Raw genomic sequence first — 23,877 nt, forward strand, 5'->3', positions numbered from 1 at the left:
GGGTGTAGATGCCGGTCTCGATCCACTGGAAGGGCCAGAAGCGTTCCAGGGGCTGGTAGGTCGCCTGCTGCCGGTAACCGAGCCGGTTGATCTCGGCTACGCACCCCCCTGCGGGGAGTCCCTGCGGTGAGCAGGGGCCCGATGTCGTGGAGACGGGGACGGCCCGCACGATCGTCGACGACGGTCCCGAGCCTCCGTCTCCGCTGGAGATCGTACGTCTGGAAGGATCGACCAGTTCGCTGGACAGGACCCATGCGCCCGCGTGGCCGGGAACGGCCGACGTCCTCAGGAAGATGTGCAGGGATCCGCCTTGCGGCGCGCCGAGGCCGTCGATGTTCTCCCGGCCGAGCTCGAAGGTCCCGGTGACCGGGGGCATCAGGTGGGGCCGGACGAGCAGCGGCATGGCGATCTGGACCGTGACGAAGACGGCCAGGGTGAGGGCCATGGCGGCCAGGGTGCGGCGCGCCAGCATGCCCACGGTCACCCCGAGGACGAAGGCGAAGGCCGCGTACCCCATCGGGGCGATGCCGCGCGCGCCGAACACCACGGGAGCCATCTGCGCCATTTCCGGAACGGCCGACCTGTCCAGGGGAGCGGACCACCAGGTCACCGCGAGGCCGCACACGCCGGCGGCGGCCACGGCCGCCAGGCCGGTGAGCCCGAGCTTGACCGCCAGCCAGCGGCCGCGGGTGACGCTCTGGTTCCACACCAGCAGGTGCGTGCCCGCCTCCAGCTCGCGGGTGATCAGCGGTGCCCCCCAGAAGAGCCCGACCAGCGCCGGCAGGAGCAACACGACGAGGGTGAGGGCCAGGAAGAGGAGGTCGTACTCGCCGAAGAACCGGTCGAAGAAGTCGAGGCAGGTGTTGTCCGGGGCGCAGCCGACGATCCCCGCGGAGTAGTCGGAGGCCAGCTTCGGGCCGGTCAGGGCCAGGGTGGCGGTGAGAACCACGAGGACGGCGGCCATCATCGCGGCCGAGCCGCGGAACTGGCGCCAGGTCAGCCAGATCATCGCCGCACCTCCGCGGCGGCCCGCCGGTTCTCCGTGGGGTGCTTGTCCATGTAGGCCAGCACGAGGTCCTCCAGGCTGAGCCGGCTGACCGTCCAGGCGGGGTCGTGGATCGGGGCATCGGTGCGGACCACGTACGTGCTCTGCCGGTCGGTGTGGCCGGCGGAGACGACGTGCCAGTCGGCGGGGAGGCGGTCGGGGTCGCGGCGCGGGCCGGTGAGCCGGTGATGGGCGGCCAGTAACCGGTCGACCTCACCGGCCATCTGGACGCGGGAGTCGACCAGCACGATCACGTAGTCGCAGGTCCGTTCCAGGTCGGAGACCAGGTGAGAGGAGAGCAGCACGCTCAACCTGTGCTCGACGGCGGCCTCCATCAGCCCCTGCATGAACTCGCGGCGGGCCAGCGGGTCCAGCGAGGCGACCGGCTCGTCCAGGATCAGCAGTTCGGGTCGCTTGGCCAGGCCGAGGGTGAGGGCGAGCTGGGCGCGCTGGCCGCCGGACAGCCTGCCCGCCCGCTGGGTGGGGACGAGGCCGAGCCGCGCGATGCGCTCACCTGCCGTGGCGGCGTCCCAGCGGGGGTTGAGCCGGGCACCCAGCCGCAGGTGTTCGGCGACGGTCAGTCCCGCGTAGACGGGGGTGTCCTGGGCGACGAAGCCGACCCTGGCCAGCTGCGCGGGCGTGCCCCCGGGCCGCCCGCCCAGCACGGTGATGCCGCCCGCCGTCGGTTCGAGCTGGCCGCTGGCCAGCTTCAGCAGTGTGGTCTTGCCGGCTCCGTTGGGGCCCACCAGCCCCACGACGTGGCCCGCCGGGATGTCGACGGTGCACTCGCGCAGCGCCCAGCGCCTGCCGTACCGCCTGCCCAGTCCCTGGGCCTCTAAGACAGCGGTCACGCTATTTCCTCCTGAAGGATGGTCCGAAAGGTGATCATGAACAGCGTCTCGATGCTTGGTCGAGGTCGCGATCGAGGTCGAGGTCGGGGGCGGGGTCGCGATCGTGATCGAGGTCGTGATTGAGGTCGCGGCTCCGGAGCGGTGTGATGGCGGGAACGAAACTAGGCACTGCCCTTGCCGGTGCGCGTCGGCCGTCCTGCCGAGATCGCGTACCTCCCGAGAACGAGGGGTCGCCAGGTCATCCCTGCGATGTACTCCCCGAGACCGTGAGCCCTCGTCACCACGGCCGATGCGAGACGGAGGGGCAGACGTGACAATGTGCCGGTGGACACCGGTGAACGACCGCCGTGGTGGCGGCATGTGCTCGATCTGGACAGCGGGCCGGACGAGGACTACCTGGACCGGCGCGGCGTCCGGGACGCGCCGGGGCCGGGGAGCGACGGACCCCCGAGGCCGTCTCGCGGAGCACTCGCCGTCGACGTGGCGATCGCGCTCGTCCTGACGGTCATCGCGGTGACCGTGTCGGTGAGGTATCCGGTGACCGGCCCTGTCACGGATCGGCCCGAAGTGATCGAGTACTTGCGGCTCCGGCCCACCGACTCGTCTCTACCGTCGATGCCTGACCTCCCGGACATGCCTGATCTCCCAGACACGCCCGATATGCCCGATATGCCGGATAAGCCAGAAATGCATGATCTACCGGAGATGCCTGGCTCCCCGGCGGTGCCTGATTCCTCGCTCGGCCATCCACCACCTTCTGGCGTCCTGCTGTCCAACGGCCCGTTCCCACCCTCTGGCAACCCGGTCGGCAACATGCCGGCCCGGCCCTTGCCCGACAGTCCGTCCCCGTTCCTCGTGGCACTGACGACGTTGCCGCTGGCGGTGCGGCGCCGGTACCCGCTCATCACCTTCTGGGTGGTGCTGCTGGCGGCGCGGGCCACACACGAGGATGCGACCTGGATCACCGTGCTGGCCTGCGCCGTCGCCGCGTACGGTGCCGTCGTCCACAGCCGTCACCGAATCCTGGCGATGGGGGGTCTCGTGTGCGCGGCCGGGCTCGCCGGCGCCGGGTTCGGGAACATCACGCCTGCGCTGCCGGGCTGGATGGGGCCGTTCGTCGTCCTGCTGAGCGTCGGTGTCTTCGGAAGCTTCGTCCGTTTCTGGCGGCGGCAGCTGGGAGCCAGCCGGCATCGGCTCGCCGAGCTGCAGGAGGCGCAGGAGAACGCCATGCGCAGGGCCGTCGCCGAGGAGCGCTCCCGAATCGCCGCCGAGCTTCACGATGTGGTGACCCACAATGTCAGCGTGATGGTGATCCAGGCCGGCGCGGCCCGCAAGGTCATGGACGTGGAGCCGGAGCAGTCGAAGCAGGCCCTGCTCGCGATCGAGTCCGGCGGCCGGGCCGCCATGGCCGAACTGCGCAACGTCATGGGCCTGCTCGCCGGTCCGGGCGGCGAGCGCCTCGACGGGCCCTCCGACGGGCTCGAACCCCAACCGGGGCTCGACCAGCTCGACGCCCTGGTGGAACGGGTCCGCGCCGCCGGTGTGCCGGTGAGCGTCGAGGTGTCGCCGCCCGGGCCGCTGCCTCCCGGGGTCGACCTCGCCGCCTACCGCGTCGTGCAGGAGGCCCTCACCAACACGATCAAGCACGCGGCCGGGGCCGCCGCGTTCGTGACGATCGGTCACGACGGCGACCGGCTGGAGATCGAGGTGACCGACACCGGCGGGACACGGAGCGCCGGGCCGCGGACCGGCGACGGCAGGGGGCTGATCGGGTTGCGCGAGCGGCTCGCCGTCTACGGCGGGACCCTGGACGCCGGGCAGACGGCCGGAGGCGGATTTCGGATCAAGGCCCGCGTCCCGTGGAGGACCGCATGACCGAGCGGTTGCGTGCCGTCATCGCCGACGACCAGGCACTGGTACGCACGGGATTCCGCATGATCCTCGCCGCCGACGGCATCGAGGTGGCGGCGGAGGCCGCCAACGGGGAGGAAGCCGTCGCCGCGGTCCGCCGTACCAGGCCCGACGTCGTGCTCATGGACATCCGGATGCCGCGGATGGACGGCCTCGAAGCCACCCGGCGGATCCTCGCCGGTGGCGCCGAGGACACCCGCGTGCTGATTCTGACCACCTACGACCTCGACCACTACGTGTACGCGGCGCTCGCCGCGGGGGCGAGCGGGTTCCTGCTCAAGGACGTCACCCCCGAACACCTGGTGGCCGCGGTACGCCTGGTGCGCTCCGGTGACGCCCTGCTCGCGCCCACCATCACCCGCCGCCTGGTCGAACGTTTCGCCCGCCGCGACAACGTGAGGCCCACCCTCCACCGTGACCTGTCCCGGCTGACGCCTCGGGAACTGGACGTGTTGCGCCTGCTCGCCACCGGCCTGAGCAACACCGAGCTCGCCGACCGGCTGAACCTCAGCGTGGCCACGGTGAAGACCCACGTCGCGCGCATCCTGTCCAAGCTCGGTCTGCGTGACCGTGTCCAGGCCGTGGTGGTCGCCTACGAGACCGGCCTGATCTCCCCAGGCGGCACCGGCTGACGGACGACGCCTCCCGAGGCGTGAGCGATCGTCAGATTTCGGAACGGTGCCGGGGGGCGGTTCGTTACAGGGAGACCGGGCGTCCGGCCGGCGTGGCAGAGCGTGCCGACAGGCGCGCGGAGTCTCGGCAGGGTGACGGGGGAGGGCGCGGTCATCGCTTCGGAGGCGGTCATCGCCCCGGTTGGGATGACCTTTCGCCAATCTCACGGCGGGAGACGAATGTGCGGAGTTCTCGTTCCGGAAAGGTTGCTCGATGCGTGCTACCACGGACGCCGACGTGCGGCGGGTGTTCGATCGGATGGCGGACCGGTACGACGACCAGATGCGGGTCTGGGAGCGGCGCCTGTTCCCGGGGAGCCGGGAGTGGGCCGTCGGGCAGGCGCGCGGCCGCACCGTGGAGATCGCGGTCGGCACCGGGCTCAACCTGCCGCTGTACGGCGCCGACGTCGAGGTGGTCGGGATCGAGCTGTCCGAGCGCATGCTGGAACTGGCGCGGCGGCGGGTGGCGCGGGACGGTCTCGACGAGCGGGTGGAGCTGAGACAGGGCGACGTGCAGCGCCTGGAGCTGCCCGACGGCCTCGCGGACACCGTGCTCTCCACGTTCACGATGTGCACCATCCCCGACCCGGCGGCCGCGGCGCGCGAGGCCTACCGCGTGCTCAAGCCGGGTGGACGGTTCGTGCTGGCCGAGCACGGGCCGTCGAGCAACCCGATCGTCCGGGCCGGGATGCGGCTGGTGGAACCGATGTTCGTGCGGTTCGCGGCCGACTACCTCACCCGCGATCCCCGGCCGTTCCTGGAACAGGCCGGTTTCCGGATCGAGTCGGTGTCCCGCATGACGCGCGGTGTCAGCTTCCGGGTGCTGGCCGTCCGGCCGTGACCTGCCGCCCGTCCGCGGGCCGGGCCGTACATCCGGAACGGCACGCCGGCTGCTCGCGGTCCGTTCCGGGCGCGGGTTCCTTGATCTTGTGGACGTTGCCGGCCGACGCGCGTGGCAGGGCCGTTCTGGAGAGCCCGTGGCCGACACATCTGCGTCCCGTCGTCGCGGCCGGGCTCCGGCGCGCGGAGGTGCCGCCTCCCTGACCGTCGAGCAGATCTGGGAGCTCTGCGACGACCCGGTCCGCGCCCACGGTGATCTGCTCCCCGAACTCCTCAGGCCTGGACGACCTCGATCCCGGCGTCCTCGAAGCGCCGGACCGTCACGGCGGGGGCGTCGCCGTCGGTGACGAGGACGTCGATGTCGTCGCAGGGGCAGATCCTGGCGAACGCCCGCATGCCGAGTTTGGAGGAGTCGGCCACGACGACCACCCGCTGGGCGCGGGAGGCCATCAGCCGGTTGATCCCGGCCTCGCCCTCGTGGTGGGCGAAGGCGCCCAGCTCGGGGTCGAGCGCGTCCACGCCGAGGATCGCGATGTCGAGCGAGACCTCCCGCAGCACGCCGTCCGCGAGCGGCCCGATCAGCTCGTACGACGCGGGCATGGCCACGCCCCCGACGACCACCAGCTTGACGTGCCTGCGCACGACGAGCTCGTTGGCGATGTTGAGCGCGTTGGTGACCAGGGTGAGGCTCGGCTCGCCGCCCTGCGGGTGCAGGTCGGCGCTCGTCGCCAGGGAACGGGCGACCTCGGTGGTCGTGGTGCCGCCGTTCAGCCCGACGACGGTGCCCGCCGACACCAGCGCCGCCGCGGCCGTGGCGATCCGGTGCTTCTCCGGCGCGTGCCGCGCCGCCTTGTACTGCAGCGGCAGGTCGTAGGAGATCGCGTTGACGACCGCGCCGCCGCGGGTCCTGGTCAGCATCTGCTGGCGGTCGAGGTGGTCGAGGTCGCGGCGGACGGTGGCCGCCGACACCCCCAGCTCACCGGCCACGGCGTCCACCTCGACCTTGCCGTCCCTCGCCAGGATCGCGAGCAGCGCGTTCCACCGGTCGTGGCTCGTCATGAGAGCTTCCTCCTCGCGGTCCCCGTGCGTCCCCCGCACGCCTCTGGCCGTTCTCGGTCGTCGTGGGCCGTCCAGCGAGCCCCTGGCCGTTCCGGCGAGGTCGCGGCCGTCGCCGGCCGTTCCCGCCGTCCCGCCTGTTCCCGTCTGTCCCTGCCTGTTTCCGCCTGTGGCGCTCCGCGAAGCGTATCGAGCGTTGAAACAATTACTCTTGCTCATAGATGCTCAAATATGGCATGTTTCAAGCATAAATAAGCATCGACGAGGGAGGCGCACGTGACGTACGTCCTGCGGGAGATCGCCAGCCAGCCCGCGTGCTGGAGGCAGGCGCTGGATCTCGGCGCGGCGAACCCGGCGGGCCTGCCGGAGGCGGGTGAGCGCGTCGCCGTGATCGGCTGCGGCACCTCGTACTACATGGCACAGGCCTACGCGGTCCTGCGCGAGCGGTCGGGGCAGGGGGAGACCGACGCGTTCCCCGCCTCCGAGCTGCCCGCGCGCCGCTACGACCGGCTGGTGGCGATCACCAGATCCGGGACCACGACGGAGGTGCTGCACGCCCTCGGCGCGGCCGGCGACGTCCCGACGGTAGCCGTCACCGCAGACCCCGCGACCCCGGTGACCGGCCTGGCCGGGACGGTGATCGCGCTGGAGTTCGCCGACGAGCGGTCCGTGGTGCAGACCCGGTTCGCCACCAGCGGGCTCGCCCTGCTCCGCGCGCATCTCGGGGAGGCCCCCGCCGACCTGGCGGCCCAGGCCGAGACCGCGCTCACCGCACCGCTCCCCGAGGGGGCGCTCTCGCGGCGGCAGTTCACCTTCCTGGGCGGCGGCTGGACCAACGGCCTGGCCCAGGAGGCGGCGCTGAAGCTCAGGGAGGCCGCGCTGGCCTGGTCGGAGGCGTACCCCGCGATGGAGTACCGGCACGGGCCGATCAGCATCGCCGACGAGAACAGCCTGGTGTGGTTCTTCGGCGGGCAGGAGGAGCTGCTCGACGACGTCGCCCGTACCGGCGCCCTGACCACGGCCACCGCCCTCGACCCGCTGGCCGACCTGATCCGGGCCCAGCGGCTCGCGGTGGAGCTGGCCCGGGCGCGCGGCCTCGACCCGGACAGCCCTCGCAACCTGACCCGTTCGGTGATCCTCCAGTAGTCATGGGCGAGATCGTCACCGTCACCCTCAACGCCGCGCTGTACGTCACCTACGAGGTGGAGGCGCTGGTGCCGAACGCCACGCATCGCGTCACCGCCGTTCACCACCGCGCCGGCGGCAAGGGCGTCAACGTCGCCCGCGTCCTCGCCGACGCGGTCGCGCTGTCCGCCGCCGTGCTGTCCCCCGTCGCCGGAACCGTCGACCCCGCCGCCTACCTCGCCCTGTCCCAGGAGACGTGATGCCACTCGCCACGACAGCCTCGATCGTCGCCTCCGCCCCCGGCGGGGCGTGCGCCTTCAACGTCATCACCCTGGAGCACGCCGAGGCCGTCGTGGTCGCCGCCGGGCGGGAAGGGCTTGCGGTGATCCTCCAGATCAGCGAGAACGCCGTGCGGTTCCGCCTCGGCCGCCCGCACCCCCTCGCCGCCGCGGCGCGCGCCCTCGCGGAGGCCGCCCCGGTGCCGGTCGCCCTCCACCTCGACCACGTCACCGACGACGCGTTCCTGTACGAGGCCGCCGAGGCGGGGTTCGGCTCGGTCATGTACGACGCGTCGCGGGACCCGTACGAGACCAACCTCGCCCGGACGGAGGCCGCCGCGCGCTGGGCGCACGAGAACGGGCTGTGGCTGGAGGCCGAGCTGGGCGAGGTGGGCGGGAAGGACGGTGCGCACGCTCCCGGCGCGCGCACCGATCCCGCCGAGGCCGCCGCGTTCGTCGCCGCGACCGGCGTCGACGCCCTCGCGGTGGCGGTGGGCAGCTCCCACGCCATGACCTCGCGCAGCGCCAGGCTCGACCACGACCTGATCGCGGCGCTGCGCTCGGCGCTCCCGGCCGCCGTCCCGCTGGTCCTGCACGGCTCCTCCGGCGTGCTCGACGACGAGCTTCGCCGGGCCGTCGCCGCCGGGCTCAAGAAGATCAACATCGGGACCGCGCTGAACGTCGCGTTCACCGGGGCGCTCCGCGACTCCTTCGCCGGCGGCTCCTCAGGCGCCGACCCCCGGCCCCGCCTGGAGGCCGCGAGGGAGGCCATGGCCGCCGAGACCGCCCGCCTGCTCCGCGTCGTCTCCGGCCGGGACTAGCCTCCCGGCGCCTGCCCGGCGTGGTGGGATGCCTCGCTCGCCGCCGGCCGGGCATCGTGCCCGGTGCCGGCGGGCGTCGCGGTCGCGCCCGCCGGAGCCCGCCGGGCCCGTGTTCGATGTCTGTTCAACGTCGCCGGACGGTGTTCAGGAGCCAGCGGCGGGCCACGGCCAGCGCCAGCGGCATCGGCACCGTGCCCGCGCCGAGCCCCACGTCGACCAGCAGGTCGAACACCTCCTTGCGGCGGGCGGCGGTGTCGATCGCGGCGTCGATGAAGCCGGGGGACTGGGAGGCGAGGGCGAGCACGTCGGTGGTGCGCAGATGCCGCCCGAGGGCCTTCCCCAGCCCGCGCCGGTACGCGGGCAGCGGGTCGCCCGCCGCCTGGACGGCGGCCTCCCCGGCGAGCCGGCCGGAGACCAGCGCGTAGAAGATGCCCTCGCCCGTGAGCGGGTTGATGAGGCCGGCGGCGTCGCCGGCGAGCATCACCCGCCCGGAACCCGGCCTCGGGCGGCCGGGGGACAGGGGCAGGTGGTGGGCGCGCAGGTCACGGGCGCTCACGTGGGGAAGCAGCTCGGCGAGCCGTCCGTGCAGCACCTGGCGGCCCGGCAGCCCGGTGGCGTGCAGCCGGGGCAGCAGCATGCCGTAGCCGACGTTGGCGGTGCCGTCACCGATCGGGAACGACCACGCGTACGCGGGCCACCCGTCCCGCTGCATGAAGATGGACTGGACGTCGTCGTCGGCGGGCACGTCGGCGTAGCCGCGCACGGCGATCGCGGTGTGCCTCTCGGGGGAGGGGGAGACGCCGATGAGACGCCGCACGGTCGAGTTGGCCCCGTCCGCGGCGACGACGGCGCGGGCGGTGAAGACGCCGTCGAGAACCACGTGATCGCCGAGGGTGGCGAGCGCGCGGACCTGGTGGCGGCGGACCTCGACGCCCCGGGCGCGGGCGGCGTCGACGAGGCGGGCGTCGAAGACCCTGCGGGGGACGACGTGGTTGGGCCGGGCGGAGGTGGCCGAGACACGCGCGCCACCGGGGGAGACCACCGCCAGGCGCTGCGTCGGCCGGTAGTCGGCGATGAGGTCGGGGACGCCCAGCAGGGCGAGCTCGTCGCGCCCGTGGGCGGCGATGCCGTCGCCGCAGGCCTTGTCGCGCGGGAAGTCGGCCCTGTCGAGCAGCAGGACCCGCGCCTCGGGCCTGAGCTGTCTCGCACGCAGGGCCGCGGCCGCCCCCGCGGGCCCGCCGCCGACGACCACCAGATCCCACACGCCATCCACCCCGGTGAGCCTTCCCCCGTAGGTCCGGGGGAACCGCCGCCGCGGCCGATCTCACGAATGGCGCGCGTGCCGGGCCGGACGGGGAGACCGCCGGGGGCCGTCAGCTCGGGTCGGGTTCGTACAGTTCCGCGAGCGGCGACAGCTCGTCGGCGGGCACGGACAGGCACACGGTCTCACCGCCGAGCGTGGCGATCTGGGACCAGGTGGCGAACCGGCTGTGCCGGTGCAACCTGCGGATCACCTTGCTGACCAGCCAGGGGGCCCGGCCACCGGGTCCGCGCTCGTAGCCGAACAGCCGGCCCGTGTGGCGGGGCGCCACGATCAGCCCGTCGAGCCGGAAGGCGTTCCGCACCTCCCCGAGCAGCGGGCCGTCCTGGCTGAACCGCACGTCGGCGACCTGGCCCACCCGGCGTCCGGCGGAGTCGGCGACGGGGAGGCCGATGAGCCCGCTGATCCTGGGCGGACGGCCGTCGTCGTCACCGTGCCTGTCGTTGTAGCCGCCGCCTTCCTCCTCGTCCTCGTCACCGTTCCCGCCGCCGCTGCCGGGGAGTTTGGCGATGAGGTTCTCCCTGGTCCACCGTTCCAGGGCGGGCTCGGCCTGCCGGCCCGCGACCGTGACGGCGCTGCCGATCTCGGTCACCAGGACCATCGGGACGCGCCGGGGCGCGGGGTGCTCCTCCGGCCTCAGCAGCCTGGTCGCCGCGACCATCAGGCGCCCGATGACTCCCCCGATCCGCGGACCCAGGGCGAGGGGCCCGTACAGGATCGCGGCCAGGTGGGGGCGGCCCTCGGGGTCGTGTCCGAGCTCCAGGTCGTCGACCTTGCACAGCAGCCGGCCGTCGCCCTCCCCGACCACCTGACGGTCCAGCAGGTGCAGCTGGGCGTGGATCCGCCTGGCCCCGGTCATCGGCCCGCTCCTGTCATCCCCGCCGGCCCGCTCATCGCCCCACCCCTCGTCCCGGTCACTGGCCCGCCTTCGTCGCGATCATCAGCGGGATCGCGGCCACCGCGACCACGACGAGCAGCACCATGTACGCCGTCCCCAGCGTGTTGGAGAAGCGGCCGTTGACCCGGTCGCCCATGTAGTCGGGATCGTTGGAGATCATCAGGACAGGCAGGTAGGTGAGCGGGAGCGCGGCGGCGGCGAAGACGAGCGAGTACTCCGTCACCTTGATCGGGTCGATGGTCGTCAGGATCAGCGCGGTGGCGACGATCACCACGGCCAGGACGATCGCGTGGAACCGGGCCGCGTCCCTGGGACGGACGAACTTGCCCCACTGCCAGCCGAAGTACTGGCTGATGGTGTAGCCCGACGACAGCGCGGTCTCCAGGGTCGCCCCGAACGTGGCCGCGAACACCCCGAAGATCACCGCTGCCAGTCCCACCTGCCCCAGGCCGATGCCCGCCGGGAGGAGCATCTGCCCGAGCGTGTCCACCTGGGCGTGCACCGGGAGGAAAACGGTCGCCGCGCAGGCGGCGATGGCCAGCGACAGGAACCCGCCGAGCGGGAAGCCGACGAAGACGTTGGCTCGTTCGGTCACCAGGTCCCGGCGCGTCCAGCGCTCCTCGACCCCGCCCGAGGAGAAGAAGAACACCTCGTAGGGCGTCATCGCGCCGCCGAGCAGAGCGATCGCGTAGTACCAGTAGGTGGGCAGGCCCTCGTCGGGCGGCGGCCGGGTGAGCTGGGCGCCCAGCTCACCCCAGTCGGGCCCCAGCTGCCACAGCGCCACCGCGAAAGCCACCAGCGCCAGCCCGGCCAGCCCGAAGACCCGCTCCATCGTCTCGAATTTCACCCGCCACATCACCAGCCACGCGACGAGCGCGACACCCGGTACCCACAGCAGGTAGTTGATCCCCGTCGCCAGCTCCAGCGCCAGCGCGGCGCCGCCGATCTCGGCGGCCAGGGTGAGGACGTTGATGAAGAACGACGCCCCCAGGTTGGCCAGACCGGCCCGCGGCCCCAACCGTTCCCTGACCAGGTCGAAGACGGGCCGTCCCGAGACCGCGGCGATCCGCCCGGACATCTCGGCGAACAGGCAGATGCCCACCACCCCGACGATCACCACCCAGGCCAGCGACATCCCGAACCTGGCTCCGACCAGGGCGTTGGCCACCAGATCCCCGATATCGACGAACCCGCCGAAGGCGGTGAGGATGCCCAGGGTCACGGCGAACAGCTTCTTCACCGATGTGCCTCCCCGAACCTCCGCAGCTCCGCCGCCAGCTTCTCCAGCTCACGTACGGCCCGCGCGGGGTCCTCGAGACCGTCCCGCCTGACCTGTACGAGCAGGTCGCTCACCTGCTCCTCGGCCCGTGCGGTCAGGTCCAGCACCTCGGCCTGGACCCGGTCGGCGGCGTCGGTCGGCGGCTGCACCCCGCCGAACTGCGCGTCGAGACCGCCCGTCTCCTCCGCGGCCTCGGTCAGCACCGTCTTCAGGTACGGGGTGGTCAGCCTGGCCTCGTTCGCGACGGCCAGGCGGACGATCTCCAGGCTGGAGGCGGCGGCCTCGGCGGTCGCCGCGGCCTTCAGGAAATAGTCGTGGTCGTCCCAGGCCGGGCTGACACATCCCGCCAGCAGCACCGCCAGCATTCCGAGACTCCCGAGAGCGGTGATCCGCCTCATCGGCCCGGTCGCAGCAGGAAGTAGGCCAGCACGCCCAGCAGGCCGAGCAGTTGTGCCCATGCCATGAGCAGCACGAGCCCCTCATCGATCATGTAAGGCCTGCTACCCGGCGGTGCCCGTCGTATTCCCGGCTCCGCTGTGACCCACCCCTGGACGAGGGCGGGCACAGGGGAGCCGGGGCGGGCGGGGGCGGCGGCTAGAGGTCTCTCAGAGCGGGGAGCAGCTCCTTCTCCGACCAGTCGAAGAACGCGTCCTGGTGCTCGTGGCCGATCTGGACCAGGGCGACGTGGGTGAAACCGGCGTCGGTGTAGGCACGTACCGCCTCCACCACGGCGTCCACGTCGGAGCCGCACGGCACCTTCGCCGCGACGTCCTCGGGCCGCACGGTCTCGGCGGCGGCGGCGAAGTTGACGGGCCCGGGAAGCTCGGCCATGACCTTCCACCCCGACACCGACCAGCGCCACAGCCGGTGCGCCCGCTCCCTGGCGGCCTCCGCGTCGGGGTCGTAGCAGATGGCGAGCTGGCCGTAGACGGGCTTGCCCGCGCCGCCCTCCCCGGAGAACATGCGTACCAGGTCCGCGTCGGGGTCGACGGCGACCAGCGCGTCGCCGTGCTCGGCGGCGATCCTCCCCGACTGGCCGCCGGAGGCGGCGATCGCCAGCGGGACGGGCCGGTCGGGCAGGTCGAACAGCTTGGCCGAGTCGACGTCGAAGAACTCGCCGCGGTAGGTGACGTACCCGCCCTCGAACAGCTCCCTGATGATCTGCAGGGCCTCGCGGAACATCCCGTGCCGGGTGTCGGCCGAAGGCCAGCCCTGGCCTGTCACGTGTTCGTTGAGGTTCTCCCCCGCGCCCAGGCCCAGCGTGAAGCGGCCCTCGCTCAGCACGCCCATGGTCGCCGCCTTCTGCGCCACCACCGCGGGGTGGTAGCGCATGATCGGGCAGGTCACGTACGTCATCAGGGGCAGGTTCCGGGTGGCCTGCGCCGCCGCGCCGAGCACCGACCAGGCGTACGGGGAGTGGCCCATCTCCTCCAGCCACGGGAAGTAGTGGTCGGAGATGACCGCGTAGTCGAAGCCGACCTGCTCGGCGGTGGTGACGTCCTTGACCAGCTGCCTGGCGGGCGTCTGCTCGCACATCATCGTGTAACCGATCTTTGCCATACCCCGCCCCTTACCCGGCTCCCCGGAAGCATCGCCAAAGGAGCCGAAAATCTCGCCGTCCTTTACGAGTCGCGGTCCTTTACGAGTCGCGGTCCTTTACGAGTCGCCGGTCTTGCGCGTCGCCGTGTTCTACGAATCGCCCGCCTTGGAGGAGACCCCCGCCTTCGACGCCACATCCGCCTTCCGCGAGGCGTCCGTCTCCGGCGGATCCCCGCCCTGGCCGTGGGGGTGCTCGGGGGTGGCGTGGTTGAGCGGGATCTCCGGGCCGCGGATCAGGTCCAGCTGGACGGTCTGGCGGGGTGTCACGAGGTCCAGCAGCCAGCTTCCCGCGATGCGCGCCCGGTTGCGCGGGATGGAGAGCAGGTGGTAGCCCCGGGCGACCGTCTTGGCCACTATGCCCGACAGCGGCACGCCCAGCGGGTTCGCGGCGGCGCCGGTTCCGCCGAGGTCGACGACGAACCCCAGGTCGTGGTGCTTGTACGGCTGGAGCTCTCCGTGACCGTAGGAGGCGGCGATGTTGCGGGCGGCGCGCTTGCCCTGGCGGCTGGCGTGCTGGGCTGTCATCGCCGTGTACTCACCCGGCCGGGTGAGGTCGGGGACCGCGGCCGCGTCGCCGCAGGCGAAGATCTCCGGGTGGCCGGGCACCCTCAGGTACTCGTCGACGAGCAGGCGCCCCTTCTCGGTCGGCAGCCCCAGGGACTCCACCATCGGGTCGGGGCGCACCCCGACGCACCAGATCAGGGACCTGGTCGCCACGAACTCCCCGTCGGAGAGCTTGACCCCCTCCGCCGTCGCCTCGGCCACGCTCGTACCGGTGCGGATCTCCATGCCTCGCTCGGACAGCGTCCGGTGCGCGATCCGGGACAGGCGCTCGTCCAGCTCGGGGAGGATGCGCGGGGCGATGTCGGCGAGGATCCAGCGCACCGGCTGGTCGCGCAGCCTCGGCCGCCGGCCGCGGATGTCGCGGGTGAACAGCTGGCCCTGCGCCGCCACCTCGGTCCCGGTGTACCCGGCCCCCACGACCACGAACGTGCACCTGGCCCTGCGCTCCTCAAGGTCGTCGGACGCGTCGGCGAGCTCCACCTGGCGGATCAGGTGATCGCGCAGGTAGAGGGCCTCGGCGATGCTGCGGAAGCCGTGGGCGTACTCGGCGACGCCGGGTACGGGCAGCAGCTTGTTGACGCTGCCGACCGCGATCACCAGGCGGTCGTAGCCCAGCTCGCGGTGGTTGCCCTCGGCGTCGGTGCACTTCACGCGGCGCGTCTCGACGTCGACGGTGTCCACCGTGGCGAGCAGGTGCCGCACCCCGGGATGGTCGCCCGCCAGCGGGACCGCCACCTTGCGCGGATCGAGGATGCCCGCAGCGACCTCCGGCAGCAGCGGCAGGTAGAGAAAGTAGTCGGTCGGGTTGATCAGGACGATCTCGATCGCGCCCTTCGCGATCCGGGAAAGGGTGCGGACCGCGGTGAAACCCGCGAACCCTCCTCCGATCACGACGACTCGTTGTCGCTGGACCATGACGTCGCTCCTTTCCGTACTCCGTTTCCAGCGGCGTGCCCTGTCTGCCCCCGGGTCAAGCGCGACGGGCCGTCCCATGTTGCCCGGACGGCGCGTACGGCACGGGCCGGTCCCGTGGATGCCGGCCGGTGGGGCGAGGGTCACCAGAAGGCAGACAAGAAGGATTAATTGCCAGGTCATCGCGCGGGCAAGATGGCGGCGCGGGCGAGTGGGAGCCGCTTTCCCTGGGGATGGCGGGGGGAAGGCGGTGGGAATCGGATGCCGCGCCGGTTCGAGGGGGGTGGGTCGTGACGACCTTCGAACAGTCGCGCGAGGAGCCGCTGACCTCACCGCTGGCACCGCGCGGGAAGGCGCCGGGCTCGATCGTCGTACGCTGGCTCACGAGCACGGACCACAAGGTCATCGGCTACATGTACCTGATAACGGCGTTCGTCTTCTTCATGTTCGCCGGGCTGATGGCCATGGTCATCCGCGCCGAGCTGGCCCATCCCGGGATGCAGGTGGTGAGCCAGGAGCAGTACAACCAGATGTTCACCATGCACGGCACCCTCATGCTGCTGCTGTTCGCCACCCCGCTGTTCGCCGGGTTCGCCAACGTGGTCATGCCGCTGCAGATCGGGGCGCCCGACGTGGCCTTCCCCCGGCTCAACATGGTCAGCTTCTGGCTCTTCCTGTTCGGCGGCATCATCGCGAGCTTCGGTTTCCTCACCGACGGGGGCGCCGCCGACTTCGGCTGGACGGGATACCCGCCGCTCTCCCGCGGTTCCCACTCCCCGCAACTCGGCGGTGACCTGTGGATCATGGGTCTGGTGATGTCCGGGCTCGGCACGATTCTCGGCTCGGTCAACTTCATCACCACGATCATCTGCATGCGGGCCCCGGGGATGACGATGTTCCGCATGCCGATCTTCACCTGGAACACGCTGCTGACCGGCGTCCTGGTGCTCATGGCCTTCCCCGTGCTGGCCGCAGCGTTGCTCGCCCTGGAGGCCGACCGCCGGTTCGGCGCCCACGTCTTCGACCCGAGGACCGGCGGGCCGATCCTGTGGCAGCACCTGTTCTGGTTCTTCGGCCATCCGGAGGTCTACGTCATCGCGCTGCCGTTCTTCGGCATCATCACCGAGGTCATCCCTGTCTTCAGCCGTAAGCCGATCTTCGGTTACATCGGCCTGGTCGGCGCGACCATCGCCATCGCGGGCCTGTCGATGACGGTGTGGGCACACCACATGTTCGCCACCGGCCGGGTGCTGCTGCCGTTCTTCTCCTTCATGTCTTTTTTGATCGCGATCCCGACCGGGGTGAAGTTCTTCAACTGGACCGGCACCATGTGGCGCGGGCACATAGTGCTCGCCACACCGATGCTGTTCGCGATCGGGTTCCTGGTCACGTTCCTGCTCGGCGGGCTGACCGGCGTCATCCTGGCCTCCCCGCCGCTGGACTTCCACGTGACCGACTCGTACTTCGTGGTCGCGCACTTCCACTACGTGGTCTTCGGCACCGTGGTGTTCGCGATGTTCGCGGGTTTCTACTTCTGGTGGCCCAAGATGACCGGCAAGATGCTGAACGAGAGGCTGGGCAAGTGGCACTTCTGGACGCTGTTCATCGGCTTCCACGGCACCTTCCTGGTCCAGCACTGGCTCGGCGCGCAGGGAATGCCGCGCCGCTACGCCGACTACAGCCCGCTCGACGGCTTCACCGGCCTCAACCTGATCTCCTCGGCCGGCGCGTTCCTGCTGGGCGCCTCCACGCTGCCGTTCATCTACAACCTCTGGCACACCGCCCGCCACGCTCCGCGCGTGACGGTGGACGACCCGTGGGGCTTCGGCAACTCGCTGGAGTGGGCCACCTCCTGCCCGCCGCCCCGGCACAACTTCACCTCGCTCCCGACCATCCGCTCGGAGCGACCGGCCTTCGACCTGCACCACCCGAGGACGGCGATGCAACCGCGCCAGCTCGACCCGGCGGCCAGGCTCAAGGAGGAGATCTGACCGCCCGCGCCACGCCGGCGCGGCCGGTCGTCACACCCCGGGGGCGGCCGGATGATCGTCCCGGGCCGGGCGTGGACGGCGGCGCGGATCGGGGACCGGACGACCGTCCTGGACCGGGTGCGGGCGGCGGCGCGGATCGGGGACCGGACGATCGTCCCGGGCCGGGTGCGGGCGGCGGCGCGGATCGGGGACCGGACGATCGTCCCGGGCCGGGTGCGGGCGGCGGCGGCACGGGCCGGGCGGGTCAGCCGAAGAGGCCGGTCTCGCGGCCGTCCTCGCCGGGCGGGCCCGGCTCTCCCGCCAGCAGCGTGTAGTACTCCATGCCCAGGGCGGGCTGTCCCACGTGGTCGGAGAGCGCGAAGAAGGAGCCGTCCACGCTCAGCTGCGTGCGGTGCGCGCGCAACGCGGTGATCTTGGCACCCAGATGCGCCCTCGCGTCGACCCGCGTCGTCACCTGCTCGCCGGGGACGCCGAAGCCGAACTCCTCGACGGAGCCGACCCGCTTGAACGGCCCTGTGCCCACCGCGCGCTCCAGCTCTTCCAGCGGCATGGCGGTGACGTAGAACCGGGAGGGCCGCCACGGCTCGCCCTCGCCGAAGGACGGGTCGGAGGCCTTCTCGAACGCCCGCCAGGCCACCCGGTGGGCCTGGATGTGGTCGGGATGGCCGTAGTAGCCGTTGTCGTCGTAGGTGACGACGACCTGGGCCCTGACCTCCCTGATGATCCGGACCAGCTCCGCGGCGGCCTCGTCGAGGTCGGCGCGGAAGAAGCAGTCCGGGTGGTCGTTGGACGGCGAGCCCATCATGCCGGAGTCGCGCCAGCGCCCCGGCCCGCCGAGGAAGCGGTGGTCGTCCACGCCGAGGGCCGCGCACGCCATCGCCAGCTCGCCCTCGCGGTACGGGCCCAGCCGGTCCTCCCGCCCGGCGGCGAGGTGGCCCAGCTCGGGAGGGACCACGTCACCCTCCTCGCCCAGGGTGCACGTCACCAGGCAGACGCGCGCGCCCTCGGCGACGTACCTCGCGATCGTGGCACCCGTCCCGATGGACTCGTCGTCGGGATGGGCGTGGACGAGGAGAATGCGACGGTCGTACGGCATGGCTCCGCTCCGCCCTCTCTGTTTCAGCGGTGACCGCCCCGCCGGGTTCCCGCCACCGGGCCTCCGGCGGGGGTCACCGCGCGTCGACGTAGCCGCTCGCGGCGGCCCGGATCCCGGCCTGGAACCGGCTCACCGCGCTCAGGTTCTGCAGCAGCGCGCCGATGTGGCGGCGGCAGGTGCGCACGGACATCCCCAGCCTGCGGGCGACGGCCTCGTCGGTGAAACCCTGGGCCAGCAAGGTGACGATGGCGTGCTGTATCTCGTCCGTCGCGCCCTGGTAGCCCAGGTCGGAGGCGGAGTAGGGGGTCGCGGAGTTCCACAGGTGCTCGAAGACCTCCGACAGGAACCCGACGACGGACAGGTCGCGTGCGGCGACCGCCCCCGGCGCCGCACCCGCCTCGCCCGGCCGGGACATGAAGGCGATCTCCCCATCGAAGATCACGAGATGGCTCGGCAGCTGGGGCGTGGTGCGCACGCTGGCACCGGCCGCGACGAGCTTCTTGATGTGTCCCCTGGTGGGCAGGTCGGCGCGGGCGCTGTGCTGGTAGAGCATCCGCATCCGCACCCCCCGCTCCAGCATGGCGAGGTTGCGCGTCAGCGTGTCGTCGAGGTCGGCCCAGGAGGGCGCGTTCGGCTCGACGCCCAGCATCTCGCGCTCGCACGCCTCCGCCGCCATGTGCAGCGATCCGCGCACGGCCGCGCCGTCGGGCAGCGCCTCCACCGGGTTCGCCGGTTTCCTGGTGCGCTGCACCTCGTCGTATCCGTGCATCAGGGAGTGCATCCGCGTGCGGATACCGATGATGAGGTCGCGCCGATGGTGGATCTCCGTTTCCATCGGCGATATCAGCGACGCGGCGGCGATCTCCGGGTTCACCGGCACGAGGTTGGTCAGATGTCCCGGCTCCGGCCGGAGCAGGTGCAGGCGGGTCAGCCGTTCTATCGCGTCCTCGACGGTGCGGGGGTCGAGGCCGAGCTCTTCGGCGACGTCGCGGGCCGTACCGATATGGCCCCTGTGAAGCGCCCTGAAGTAGACGGAGGCGGTGTCCTCGTCCAGGGCACGTAGTTGGTCGGATAGTCCACCCACAAGCCTTATCCCCCTTGCGGCTATTCTTGCCAGAGTGTGCCAGAAAATTGCACAACATTGCTAGATAGTTGTGAAGAACTGTATGAATCGCTTTCTTGATTGCCGCCGGGGGCCGACGGGCCGCGGCGGCCGCCGCCGGACCTCTCCCGGGGTCGCGTACGTAATCGCACGCCAGAGCGCCGGCACCATCGGGATGGCCAATTGTTGCCAACGTCCTGCGCCGTGACGCCCCCGCCAACAGGTTGACGGCGCCGCGGGCGAGAGTGTCTGATCATTCACAGCTCGCGATCGGCGTGTCCCGCCGGATCGCGACGACCACTCCCGGCCCCCCGTGGTCCCGCGGCGGCCGGGCACGACTTTCAGGATTCCGTCCCGGGAGAACGGCGGGGGCGCCGCGTGCGGCAGCCGTACCTCGCCGGACTTCTCCACGCCTCCGCCGAGATCCTTGACGGCGCGGCCGCCCGGGAGGCGGGACGGCTCACGCCGCGCCGCACGGGAACCCGGCACCGGCACCGGTGCAGGGTTCCGGTCACCGGAGATTCCCGGCCGCGGGAGCGGAGAACGACGCGTCCCGGGCGAATGCTCAAGCGGAGGTGAATGCCCGTGCCGCGACGCCTTCCCCGGAGGATCGCGACCGTCAGCGTCCTTACTTCCCCGTTCGCCCAGCCGGGCGGGGGCGACGCGGGGGGACTCAACGTCTACATCGTCGAGGTCGCCCGGCGGATGGCGGCGCTGGGCGTCGAGGTGGACATCTTCACGCGCGCCGCCGAACCCGGCGCGCCGCCGCTGGCCGAGCTCTTCCCCGGCGTGCTGGTCAGGCATCTGGCCGCGGGACCGCCCAGGGAGCTCGACAAGAACGACCTGCCGGACACCCTCGGCCCGTTCACCGCCGAGATGCTGCGCGCGGGGGCAGCCCGGGGGCCGGGCGGCGGGTACGACCTCGTGCACGCCCACCACTGGCTGGCCGGACGGGTGGGGGCGGTCGCCAAGGCGCGCTGGGGCGTTCCCCTCGTGCAGTCCATGCACTCGCTCGGCGCGGTCAAGAACGCGTCGCTCGCGGCGGGCGACGAGCCCGAGCCCGCCGGGCGCATCGCGGGGGAGACGGAGGTGGTGGCCGCCGCCGACCGGCTCGTCGCCAACACCGTGCAGGAGGCCGACCAGCTGGTCACGCTGTACGGGGCCGACCCGGCCAGGGTGCGGACCGTCAATCCCGGCGTCGACCTGTCCCTGTTCCGCCCCGGCTCGCGGGCCGAGGCCCGGCGCGCGCTCGGCCTTCCCCCGGACGCCGTCGTGCTGCTGTTCGCCGGGAGGGTGCAGCCGCTCAAGGCGCCGGACGTCCTGCTGCACGCCGCGGCCGGGATGATCCGGCGTGATCCCGGCCTCGCCGGGCGCCTCGTCGTGGCGGTCGTGGGCGGGCCCAGCGGAACCGGCTGGGGCCGCCCCGACCACCTGGGCAAGCTCGCCGCCACCCTCGGCATCACCGGCCAGGTACGGCTGGAGCCGCCCTGCCCGCAGCGCCGTCTCGCCGACTGGTACCGGGCGGCGACCGCCGTCGTGGTGCCCTCCCACGCCGAGACGTTCGGGCTGGTGGCCGTCGAGGCCCAGGCGTGCGGCACCCCCGTGGTCGCCGCGGCCGTCGGCGGCCTGCGCACCGCGGTGCGGGACGGGATCTCCGGTGTGCTGGTGGACGGGCACGACCCGGCCGCGTACGCCCGGGTGCTCGGTGACCTCGTGGCCGCGCCCCGGCTGCTGCGGGAACTCGGCGCCGGCGCGCTCGCCCACGCGTCCCGGTTCGGCTGGGACCAGGCGGTCGGCAGGCTGACGGAGGTGTACGCCGACGCCGCCCGGGTGGCGGCGCCGTCCAGGTAGCCGTATGGGCGGCGGGCGTGGCGGGCCGTGCCTTCCGGGTGGTGAACGGCATGACGGACGGCGCGGTGGACGGCGCCGCTCAGGTGGCGGGGCCGACGAGCCTGGCGCGGGCGGCGGCCAGGTCGGCCTCGCCGAGCCCGGCGCCGCGCAGGTAGGACTCGACGTCGAGCGACTCCACCGTGGCCATGACGACCTCGCGGGCCGTGGTGTTCGCGCGGGCGAGCGCCGCCTGGATCCTGGGACTCTCGTCGGCCTCGCCGAGCTTGACGAAGAGGGGCCGCAGCCGTTCCGTGCTCAGCTCGTAGTCGGCGGCGATGTCGGCGGCCGGCACGCCCGCGAGGGCGAGCATCAGCAGGGTGACGAGCCCGGTGCGGTCGCGGCCCGCCATGCAGTGCACGACGACCCCGCCGGGCTCGGCACGGGCGATCGCCGATATGGCGGCGACGCACCGCTCCGCCTTCCGCTCCAGGAAGGGCCGGTAGTACAGGGGAGTGCCGTACAGGCCGGCGAGCCCGGACCAGAACTCGGTGTCCCCCTGGTCGTCCAGCGGCACGCGCACGGTGGTCAGGCCGGCGGGACGGCGCACCGCCCCGCCCCGCCAGTCGCCGTCGTTGCGCAGGTCGACGACCGTGCGGACGCCGTGGTCCGCGAGTGCCCGCCATCCGGCGGGGCTGAGGCGCTCGGGGGCGTCGCAACGGATGAGGGCGCCCCAGCGCGTCTCGCGTCCGTCGGCGGTGCGCATGCCGCCCAGGTCGCGGACGTTGTGGCAGCCGTCCCAGTCGAGGTGCCGGTCCCGCGGGACGACGGCGCCGCCGGAGACCGCCGGTCCTCCGTGACCCCGATCATCATGTTGGGCGTCCAAGTGAGGGCCTCCCGGTGTCTCGTCGTGTCACCGCCGCGTTCACGGCGGTCGTGTCAGCGGTGATCGTGCCACCGCCGTGTCCGCGGCGGTCGTGGCACCGCCGTGTCCGCCGTGTCCGCGGCGGCCGTCTCGCGTCAGGTCGCCGGTCCCGCGCCGCCGAGCGCCGGAGGGCTCCCCGCGCACTCCGACGCGGCCCAGACCATCAGGTCCTCGACGTACAGGAGCATGTCCTCCGCGGTCTCCCCCCAGCCGGTCGCGTCGCTCCACTGGAGGCTGAACACGGCGCCCGCGGGGCGGTGCAGGACGGTCATCATGTAGCGGGCGCCCAGCGGGCGGGGCGGTGAGAAGGTGACGGCCCGGTCGTCCTCGTCGCCGGGGAACCCGTCGTCGCCCGGCGGCCACAGCGTGTTGAGGTCGTCCGCGACCCCCTCGTCCATGTAGCTGAACCGGGGATAGGCCACCCCGGTCTTGTACAGGCCGCCGAGGATCTCCTCGCACATCCGTTCCGTGGCGTACGGGTCGGCGTTGGCGAACCGGTGGCCGGACAGCTGCTGGGCGGCGCAGTCCGCCAGCGCCCTGCGGTACGCGGCCCCCGGCGAGCCGGTGGACACGGCGGGCAGGAGCACGGGCATCGTCATGGTGGCCTTGCGCACCGACCGTTCCGCCCCGGCGGAGAAGCGGTTCGCCGAGATCGCGAAGATCCCGGCCCGCGACGACCGTTCCACCGCGCAGACGGCGGTGCCGAAGGCGAGGAGGAAGGCGGCGGAGGGGGAGACGCCCGTCGCCCGCGCTATGGCGCTGGCCGCCGACCCCGCGCGGCGGGACGTCAGCCAGCAGGAGCGGAACTCTCCCTGACCGGGCCCACCGGGCCGTGACGCCTGATCGGACGCGCCGGGCCGTGACCCACCGGGCTGTGAGGCGCCGGGCAGCGCATCGCCGGGTCGCCCGAGGAGGGCTCGCGAGGGTGCGAAGGGCACGTGGTTGTCGAGCGCCTTGCCGATCTCGCCCAGCCGCCGCTCCCAGTAGCCCAGGGCCCGCCGCTGGTAGGCCCGCCCGGCGGGGGAGATCTCGCAGAGGGCGACGTCGATCGGCTGCTCGGGGGCAGGGCCGGAACCGAACGGCTCGCGGCCCGCGGCACGCGCGCGCAGGGCGTACTTCAGGTCGTCGCAGAGGACCCGCATCCCCCACGGGTCGATCGCGACGTGGTCGACGACGAGGTCGATCCGGCGCACGCGCCCACCCGCCGCGTCCAGGACGACCTTGACGGGCCACTGCTCGCCGATCCTGAAGCAGGTGCGCCGCCACGGGGTGTCGAACCGCCGCCTGAAGGACGCCTCGTCCTCCATCACCCGGATCACGTCGTCCAGCCGGTCGTCGACCGGGCAGACGTACTGGAGGCTGTCCTCGCGGCCCGCGCGGCGGACCAGCGACCGCAGTCCCTCGTGCCGGGCGAGGACGTCGCGTACCGCCGCGGCGACCTGGCCGACGGGCAGGTTCCGCCCCGGCAGGGCGGCGCAGATGTTGTCCTCGTAGGAGGTGTCCGTGTCCGTGGGGATCCACTGGACCCACTCGTGCTGGGCCCAGGTGAGCGGCCCGTCGCGCACCGTCCTCGCGTCCGGAGACCAGCCGGGTCCGGTCAACAGAGCCCCCGCCTTCGAATGTCGGAAATCCCTCCCGAGGCCGGACGCCGGCAATGGCGCGGGCGGAACGGCGAGCGGGGGAGAGAACGTCGTGGGCGAACGCCCGGACCGGGTCCGGCGCGATTCCGTGAGCCGCGCGACCCGCCCGTGAAGCCGCTCGCCCA

Annotated in this window: 21 protein-coding genes; 8 read left to right on the plus strand and 13 right to left on the minus strand. The window is 72.4% G+C overall.

The window, feature by feature from the left end; genetic code table 11:
* A partial coding sequence (locus AB0G15_RS36370) for an ABC transporter permease (RefSeq protein ID WP_362849046.1) occupies positions 1-1,009 on the minus strand: 1,009 nt, incomplete at its 3' end.
* The gene (locus AB0G15_RS36375; protein WP_362849049.1) at positions 1,006-1,896 is read right to left on the minus strand and encodes an ABC transporter ATP-binding protein; all 891 of its coding nucleotides are present in this window, start codon (positions 1,894-1,896) and stop codon (positions 1,006-1,008) included. The genes AB0G15_RS36370 and AB0G15_RS36375, both read right to left, overlap by 4 nt.
* Before the next feature lie 828 nt (positions 1,897-2,724).
* Here AB0G15_RS36375 and AB0G15_RS36380 point away from each other — a divergent pair.
* The 3 genes from AB0G15_RS36380 to AB0G15_RS36390 all read left to right on the plus strand — a co-directional run bounded on the left by AB0G15_RS36380 (position 2,725) and on the right by AB0G15_RS36390 (position 5,319).
* The gene (locus AB0G15_RS36380) at positions 2,725-3,771 is read left to right on the plus strand and encodes a histidine kinase (RefSeq protein WP_362849052.1); all 1,047 of its coding nucleotides are present in this window, start codon (positions 2,725-2,727) and stop codon (positions 3,769-3,771) included.
* A complete protein-coding gene (locus AB0G15_RS36385; protein ID WP_362849054.1) occupies positions 3,768-4,439 on the plus strand; it encodes a response regulator transcription factor in 672 nt (223 codons plus the stop codon). Before AB0G15_RS36380 ends, AB0G15_RS36385 begins: the two co-directional genes overlap by 4 nt.
* Before the next feature lie 253 nt (positions 4,440-4,692).
* Positions 4,693-5,319 carry a methyltransferase domain-containing protein gene (locus AB0G15_RS36390; protein ID WP_362849057.1) on the plus strand — a complete coding sequence of 209 codons (627 nt, stop codon included), beginning with the start codon at positions 4,693-4,695 and terminating at the stop codon, positions 5,317-5,319.
* 272 nt (positions 5,320-5,591) lie between these two features.
* On the opposite strand, the gene AB0G15_RS36395 is transcribed toward AB0G15_RS36390, so the two are convergent.
* Positions 5,592-6,377, minus strand: a complete 786-nt coding sequence (locus AB0G15_RS36395) for a DeoR/GlpR family DNA-binding transcription regulator (protein WP_362849060.1) — start codon at positions 6,375-6,377, stop codon at positions 5,592-5,594.
* A 273-nt stretch (positions 6,378-6,650) separates the two neighbouring features.
* Here AB0G15_RS36395 and AB0G15_RS36400 point away from each other — a divergent pair, with 273 nt between their 5' ends.
* Genes AB0G15_RS36400 through AB0G15_RS36410 form a run of 3 tightly spaced genes read left to right on the plus strand, consistent with a single transcriptional unit; the run spans position 6,651 to position 8,598 of the window.
* Complete coding sequence (locus tag AB0G15_RS36400; RefSeq protein ID WP_362849063.1) at positions 6,651-7,520, plus strand: sugar isomerase; 870 nt, start codon at positions 6,651-6,653, stop codon at positions 7,518-7,520.
* A 2-nt stretch (positions 7,521-7,522) separates the two neighbouring features.
* The gene (locus AB0G15_RS36405; protein WP_362849065.1) at positions 7,523-7,759 is read left to right on the plus strand and encodes a hypothetical protein; all 237 of its coding nucleotides are present in this window, start codon (positions 7,523-7,525) and stop codon (positions 7,757-7,759) included.
* Positions 7,759-8,598 (plus strand): class II fructose-bisphosphate aldolase, encoded by an 840-nt coding sequence (locus AB0G15_RS36410; protein ID WP_362849068.1) that lies wholly within the window; start codon positions 7,759-7,761, stop codon positions 8,596-8,598. The genes AB0G15_RS36405 and AB0G15_RS36410 overlap by 1 nt, the downstream gene beginning before the upstream one ends.
* Before the next feature lie 124 nt (positions 8,599-8,722).
* Here AB0G15_RS36410 and AB0G15_RS36415 read toward each other — a convergent pair whose 3' ends face one another.
* The 6 genes from AB0G15_RS36415 to AB0G15_RS36440 form a co-directional block, all read right to left on the minus strand.
* On the minus strand, positions 8,723-9,862 hold the full coding sequence (locus tag AB0G15_RS36415; RefSeq protein WP_362849071.1) for an NAD(P)/FAD-dependent oxidoreductase: 1,140 nt from the start codon (positions 9,860-9,862) through the stop codon (positions 8,723-8,725).
* A 109-nt stretch (positions 9,863-9,971) separates the two neighbouring features.
* Positions 9,972-10,778, minus strand: a complete 807-nt coding sequence (locus AB0G15_RS36420; RefSeq protein ID WP_362849074.1) for a hypothetical protein — start codon at positions 10,776-10,778, stop codon at positions 9,972-9,974.
* A gap of 55 nt (positions 10,779-10,833) precedes the next feature.
* A complete protein-coding gene (locus AB0G15_RS36425) occupies positions 10,834-12,057 on the minus strand; it encodes a divalent metal cation transporter (RefSeq protein ID WP_362849077.1) in 1,224 nt (407 codons plus the stop codon).
* Positions 12,054-12,461, minus strand: coding sequence for a hypothetical protein (locus AB0G15_RS36430; protein WP_362849081.1), 408 nt, complete (start codon positions 12,459-12,461; stop codon positions 12,054-12,056). Before AB0G15_RS36430 ends, AB0G15_RS36425 begins: the two co-directional genes overlap by 4 nt.
* Before the next feature lie 229 nt (positions 12,462-12,690).
* Positions 12,691-13,656, minus strand: coding sequence for an LLM class F420-dependent oxidoreductase (locus tag AB0G15_RS36435; RefSeq protein ID WP_362849083.1), 966 nt, complete (start codon positions 13,654-13,656; stop codon positions 12,691-12,693).
* 129 nt (positions 13,657-13,785) lie between these two features.
* On the minus strand, positions 13,786-15,174 hold the full coding sequence (locus tag AB0G15_RS36440; RefSeq protein WP_362849086.1) for an NAD(P)/FAD-dependent oxidoreductase: 1,389 nt from the start codon (positions 15,172-15,174) through the stop codon (positions 13,786-13,788).
* 320 nt (positions 15,175-15,494) lie between these two features.
* Here AB0G15_RS36440 and ctaD point away from each other — a divergent pair, with 320 nt between their 5' ends.
* Entirely contained in the window at positions 15,495-17,162 is a 1,668-nt protein-coding gene (gene ctaD, locus AB0G15_RS36445; RefSeq protein WP_362849129.1) for a cytochrome c oxidase subunit I, read from the plus strand.
* Positions 17,163-17,406: 244 nt separating this feature from the next.
* On the opposite strand, the gene mshB is transcribed toward ctaD, so the two are convergent.
* Both mshB and AB0G15_RS36455 read right to left on the minus strand, forming a co-directional pair.
* Positions 17,407-18,258, minus strand: a complete 852-nt coding sequence (mshB, locus tag AB0G15_RS36450; RefSeq protein WP_362849089.1) for an N-acetyl-1-D-myo-inositol-2-amino-2-deoxy-alpha-D-glucopyranoside deacetylase — start codon at positions 18,256-18,258, stop codon at positions 17,407-17,409.
* A gap of 73 nt (positions 18,259-18,331) precedes the next feature.
* The gene (locus AB0G15_RS36455) at positions 18,332-19,342 is read right to left on the minus strand and encodes a hypothetical protein (protein WP_362849091.1); all 1,011 of its coding nucleotides are present in this window, start codon (positions 19,340-19,342) and stop codon (positions 18,332-18,334) included.
* A gap of 603 nt (positions 19,343-19,945) precedes the next feature.
* On the opposite strand from AB0G15_RS36455, the gene mshA reads away from it, so the two are divergent.
* Positions 19,946-21,211 carry a D-inositol-3-phosphate glycosyltransferase gene (gene mshA, locus AB0G15_RS36460; RefSeq protein WP_362849094.1) on the plus strand — a complete coding sequence of 422 codons (1,266 nt, stop codon included), beginning with the start codon at positions 19,946-19,948 and terminating at the stop codon, positions 21,209-21,211.
* 79 nt (positions 21,212-21,290) lie between these two features.
* On the opposite strand, the gene AB0G15_RS36465 is transcribed toward mshA, so the two are convergent.
* Both AB0G15_RS36465 and AB0G15_RS36470 read right to left on the minus strand, forming a co-directional pair.
* A complete protein-coding gene (locus AB0G15_RS36465) occupies positions 21,291-22,073 on the minus strand; it encodes a tyrosine-protein phosphatase (protein WP_362849096.1) in 783 nt (260 codons plus the stop codon).
* A gap of 134 nt (positions 22,074-22,207) precedes the next feature.
* The gene (locus AB0G15_RS36470; protein ID WP_362849099.1) at positions 22,208-23,713 is read right to left on the minus strand and encodes a hypothetical protein; all 1,506 of its coding nucleotides are present in this window, start codon (positions 23,711-23,713) and stop codon (positions 22,208-22,210) included.
* Positions 23,714-23,877 lie beyond the last annotated feature (164 nt).

It is taken from the genome of Streptosporangium sp. NPDC023825 (genome assembly GCF_040639575.1).
GTDB lineage: Bacteria > Actinomycetota > Actinomycetes > Streptosporangiales > Streptosporangiaceae > Streptosporangium.

What these genes read in the sequence shown, in the direction of transcription:
- AB0G15_RS36440 (WP_362849086.1), bottom strand. Translation starts at nt 15,174, where the DNA reads ATGGTCCAGCGACAACGAGTCGTCGTGATCGGAGGAGGGTTCGCGGGT.
- AB0G15_RS36395 (WP_362849060.1), bottom strand. Translation starts at nt 6,377, where the DNA reads ATGACGAGCCACGACCGGTGGAACGCGCTGCTCGCGATCCTGGCGAGG.
- AB0G15_RS36430 (WP_362849081.1), bottom strand. Translation starts at nt 12,461, where the DNA reads ATGCTGGCGGTGCTGCTGGCGGGATGTGTCAGCCCGGCCTGGGACGAC.
- AB0G15_RS36420 (WP_362849074.1), bottom strand. Translation starts at nt 10,778, where the DNA reads ATGACCGGGGCCAGGCGGATCCACGCCCAGCTGCACCTGCTGGACCGT.
- AB0G15_RS36410 (WP_362849068.1), top strand. Translation starts at nt 7,759, where the DNA reads ATGCCACTCGCCACGACAGCCTCGATCGTCGCCTCCGCCCCCGGCGGG.
- AB0G15_RS36390 (WP_362849057.1), top strand. Translation starts at nt 4,693, where the DNA reads ATGCGTGCTACCACGGACGCCGACGTGCGGCGGGTGTTCGATCGGATG.
- mshB (WP_362849089.1), bottom strand. Translation starts at nt 18,258, where the DNA reads ATGCCGTACGACCGTCGCATTCTCCTCGTCCACGCCCATCCCGACGAC.
- AB0G15_RS36385 (WP_362849054.1), top strand. Translation starts at nt 3,768, where the DNA reads ATGACCGAGCGGTTGCGTGCCGTCATCGCCGACGACCAGGCACTGGTA.
- AB0G15_RS36435 (WP_362849083.1), bottom strand. Translation starts at nt 13,656, where the DNA reads ATGGCAAAGATCGGTTACACGATGATGTGCGAGCAGACGCCCGCCAGG.
- AB0G15_RS36405 (WP_362849065.1), top strand. Translation starts at nt 7,523, where the DNA reads ATGGGCGAGATCGTCACCGTCACCCTCAACGCCGCGCTGTACGTCACC.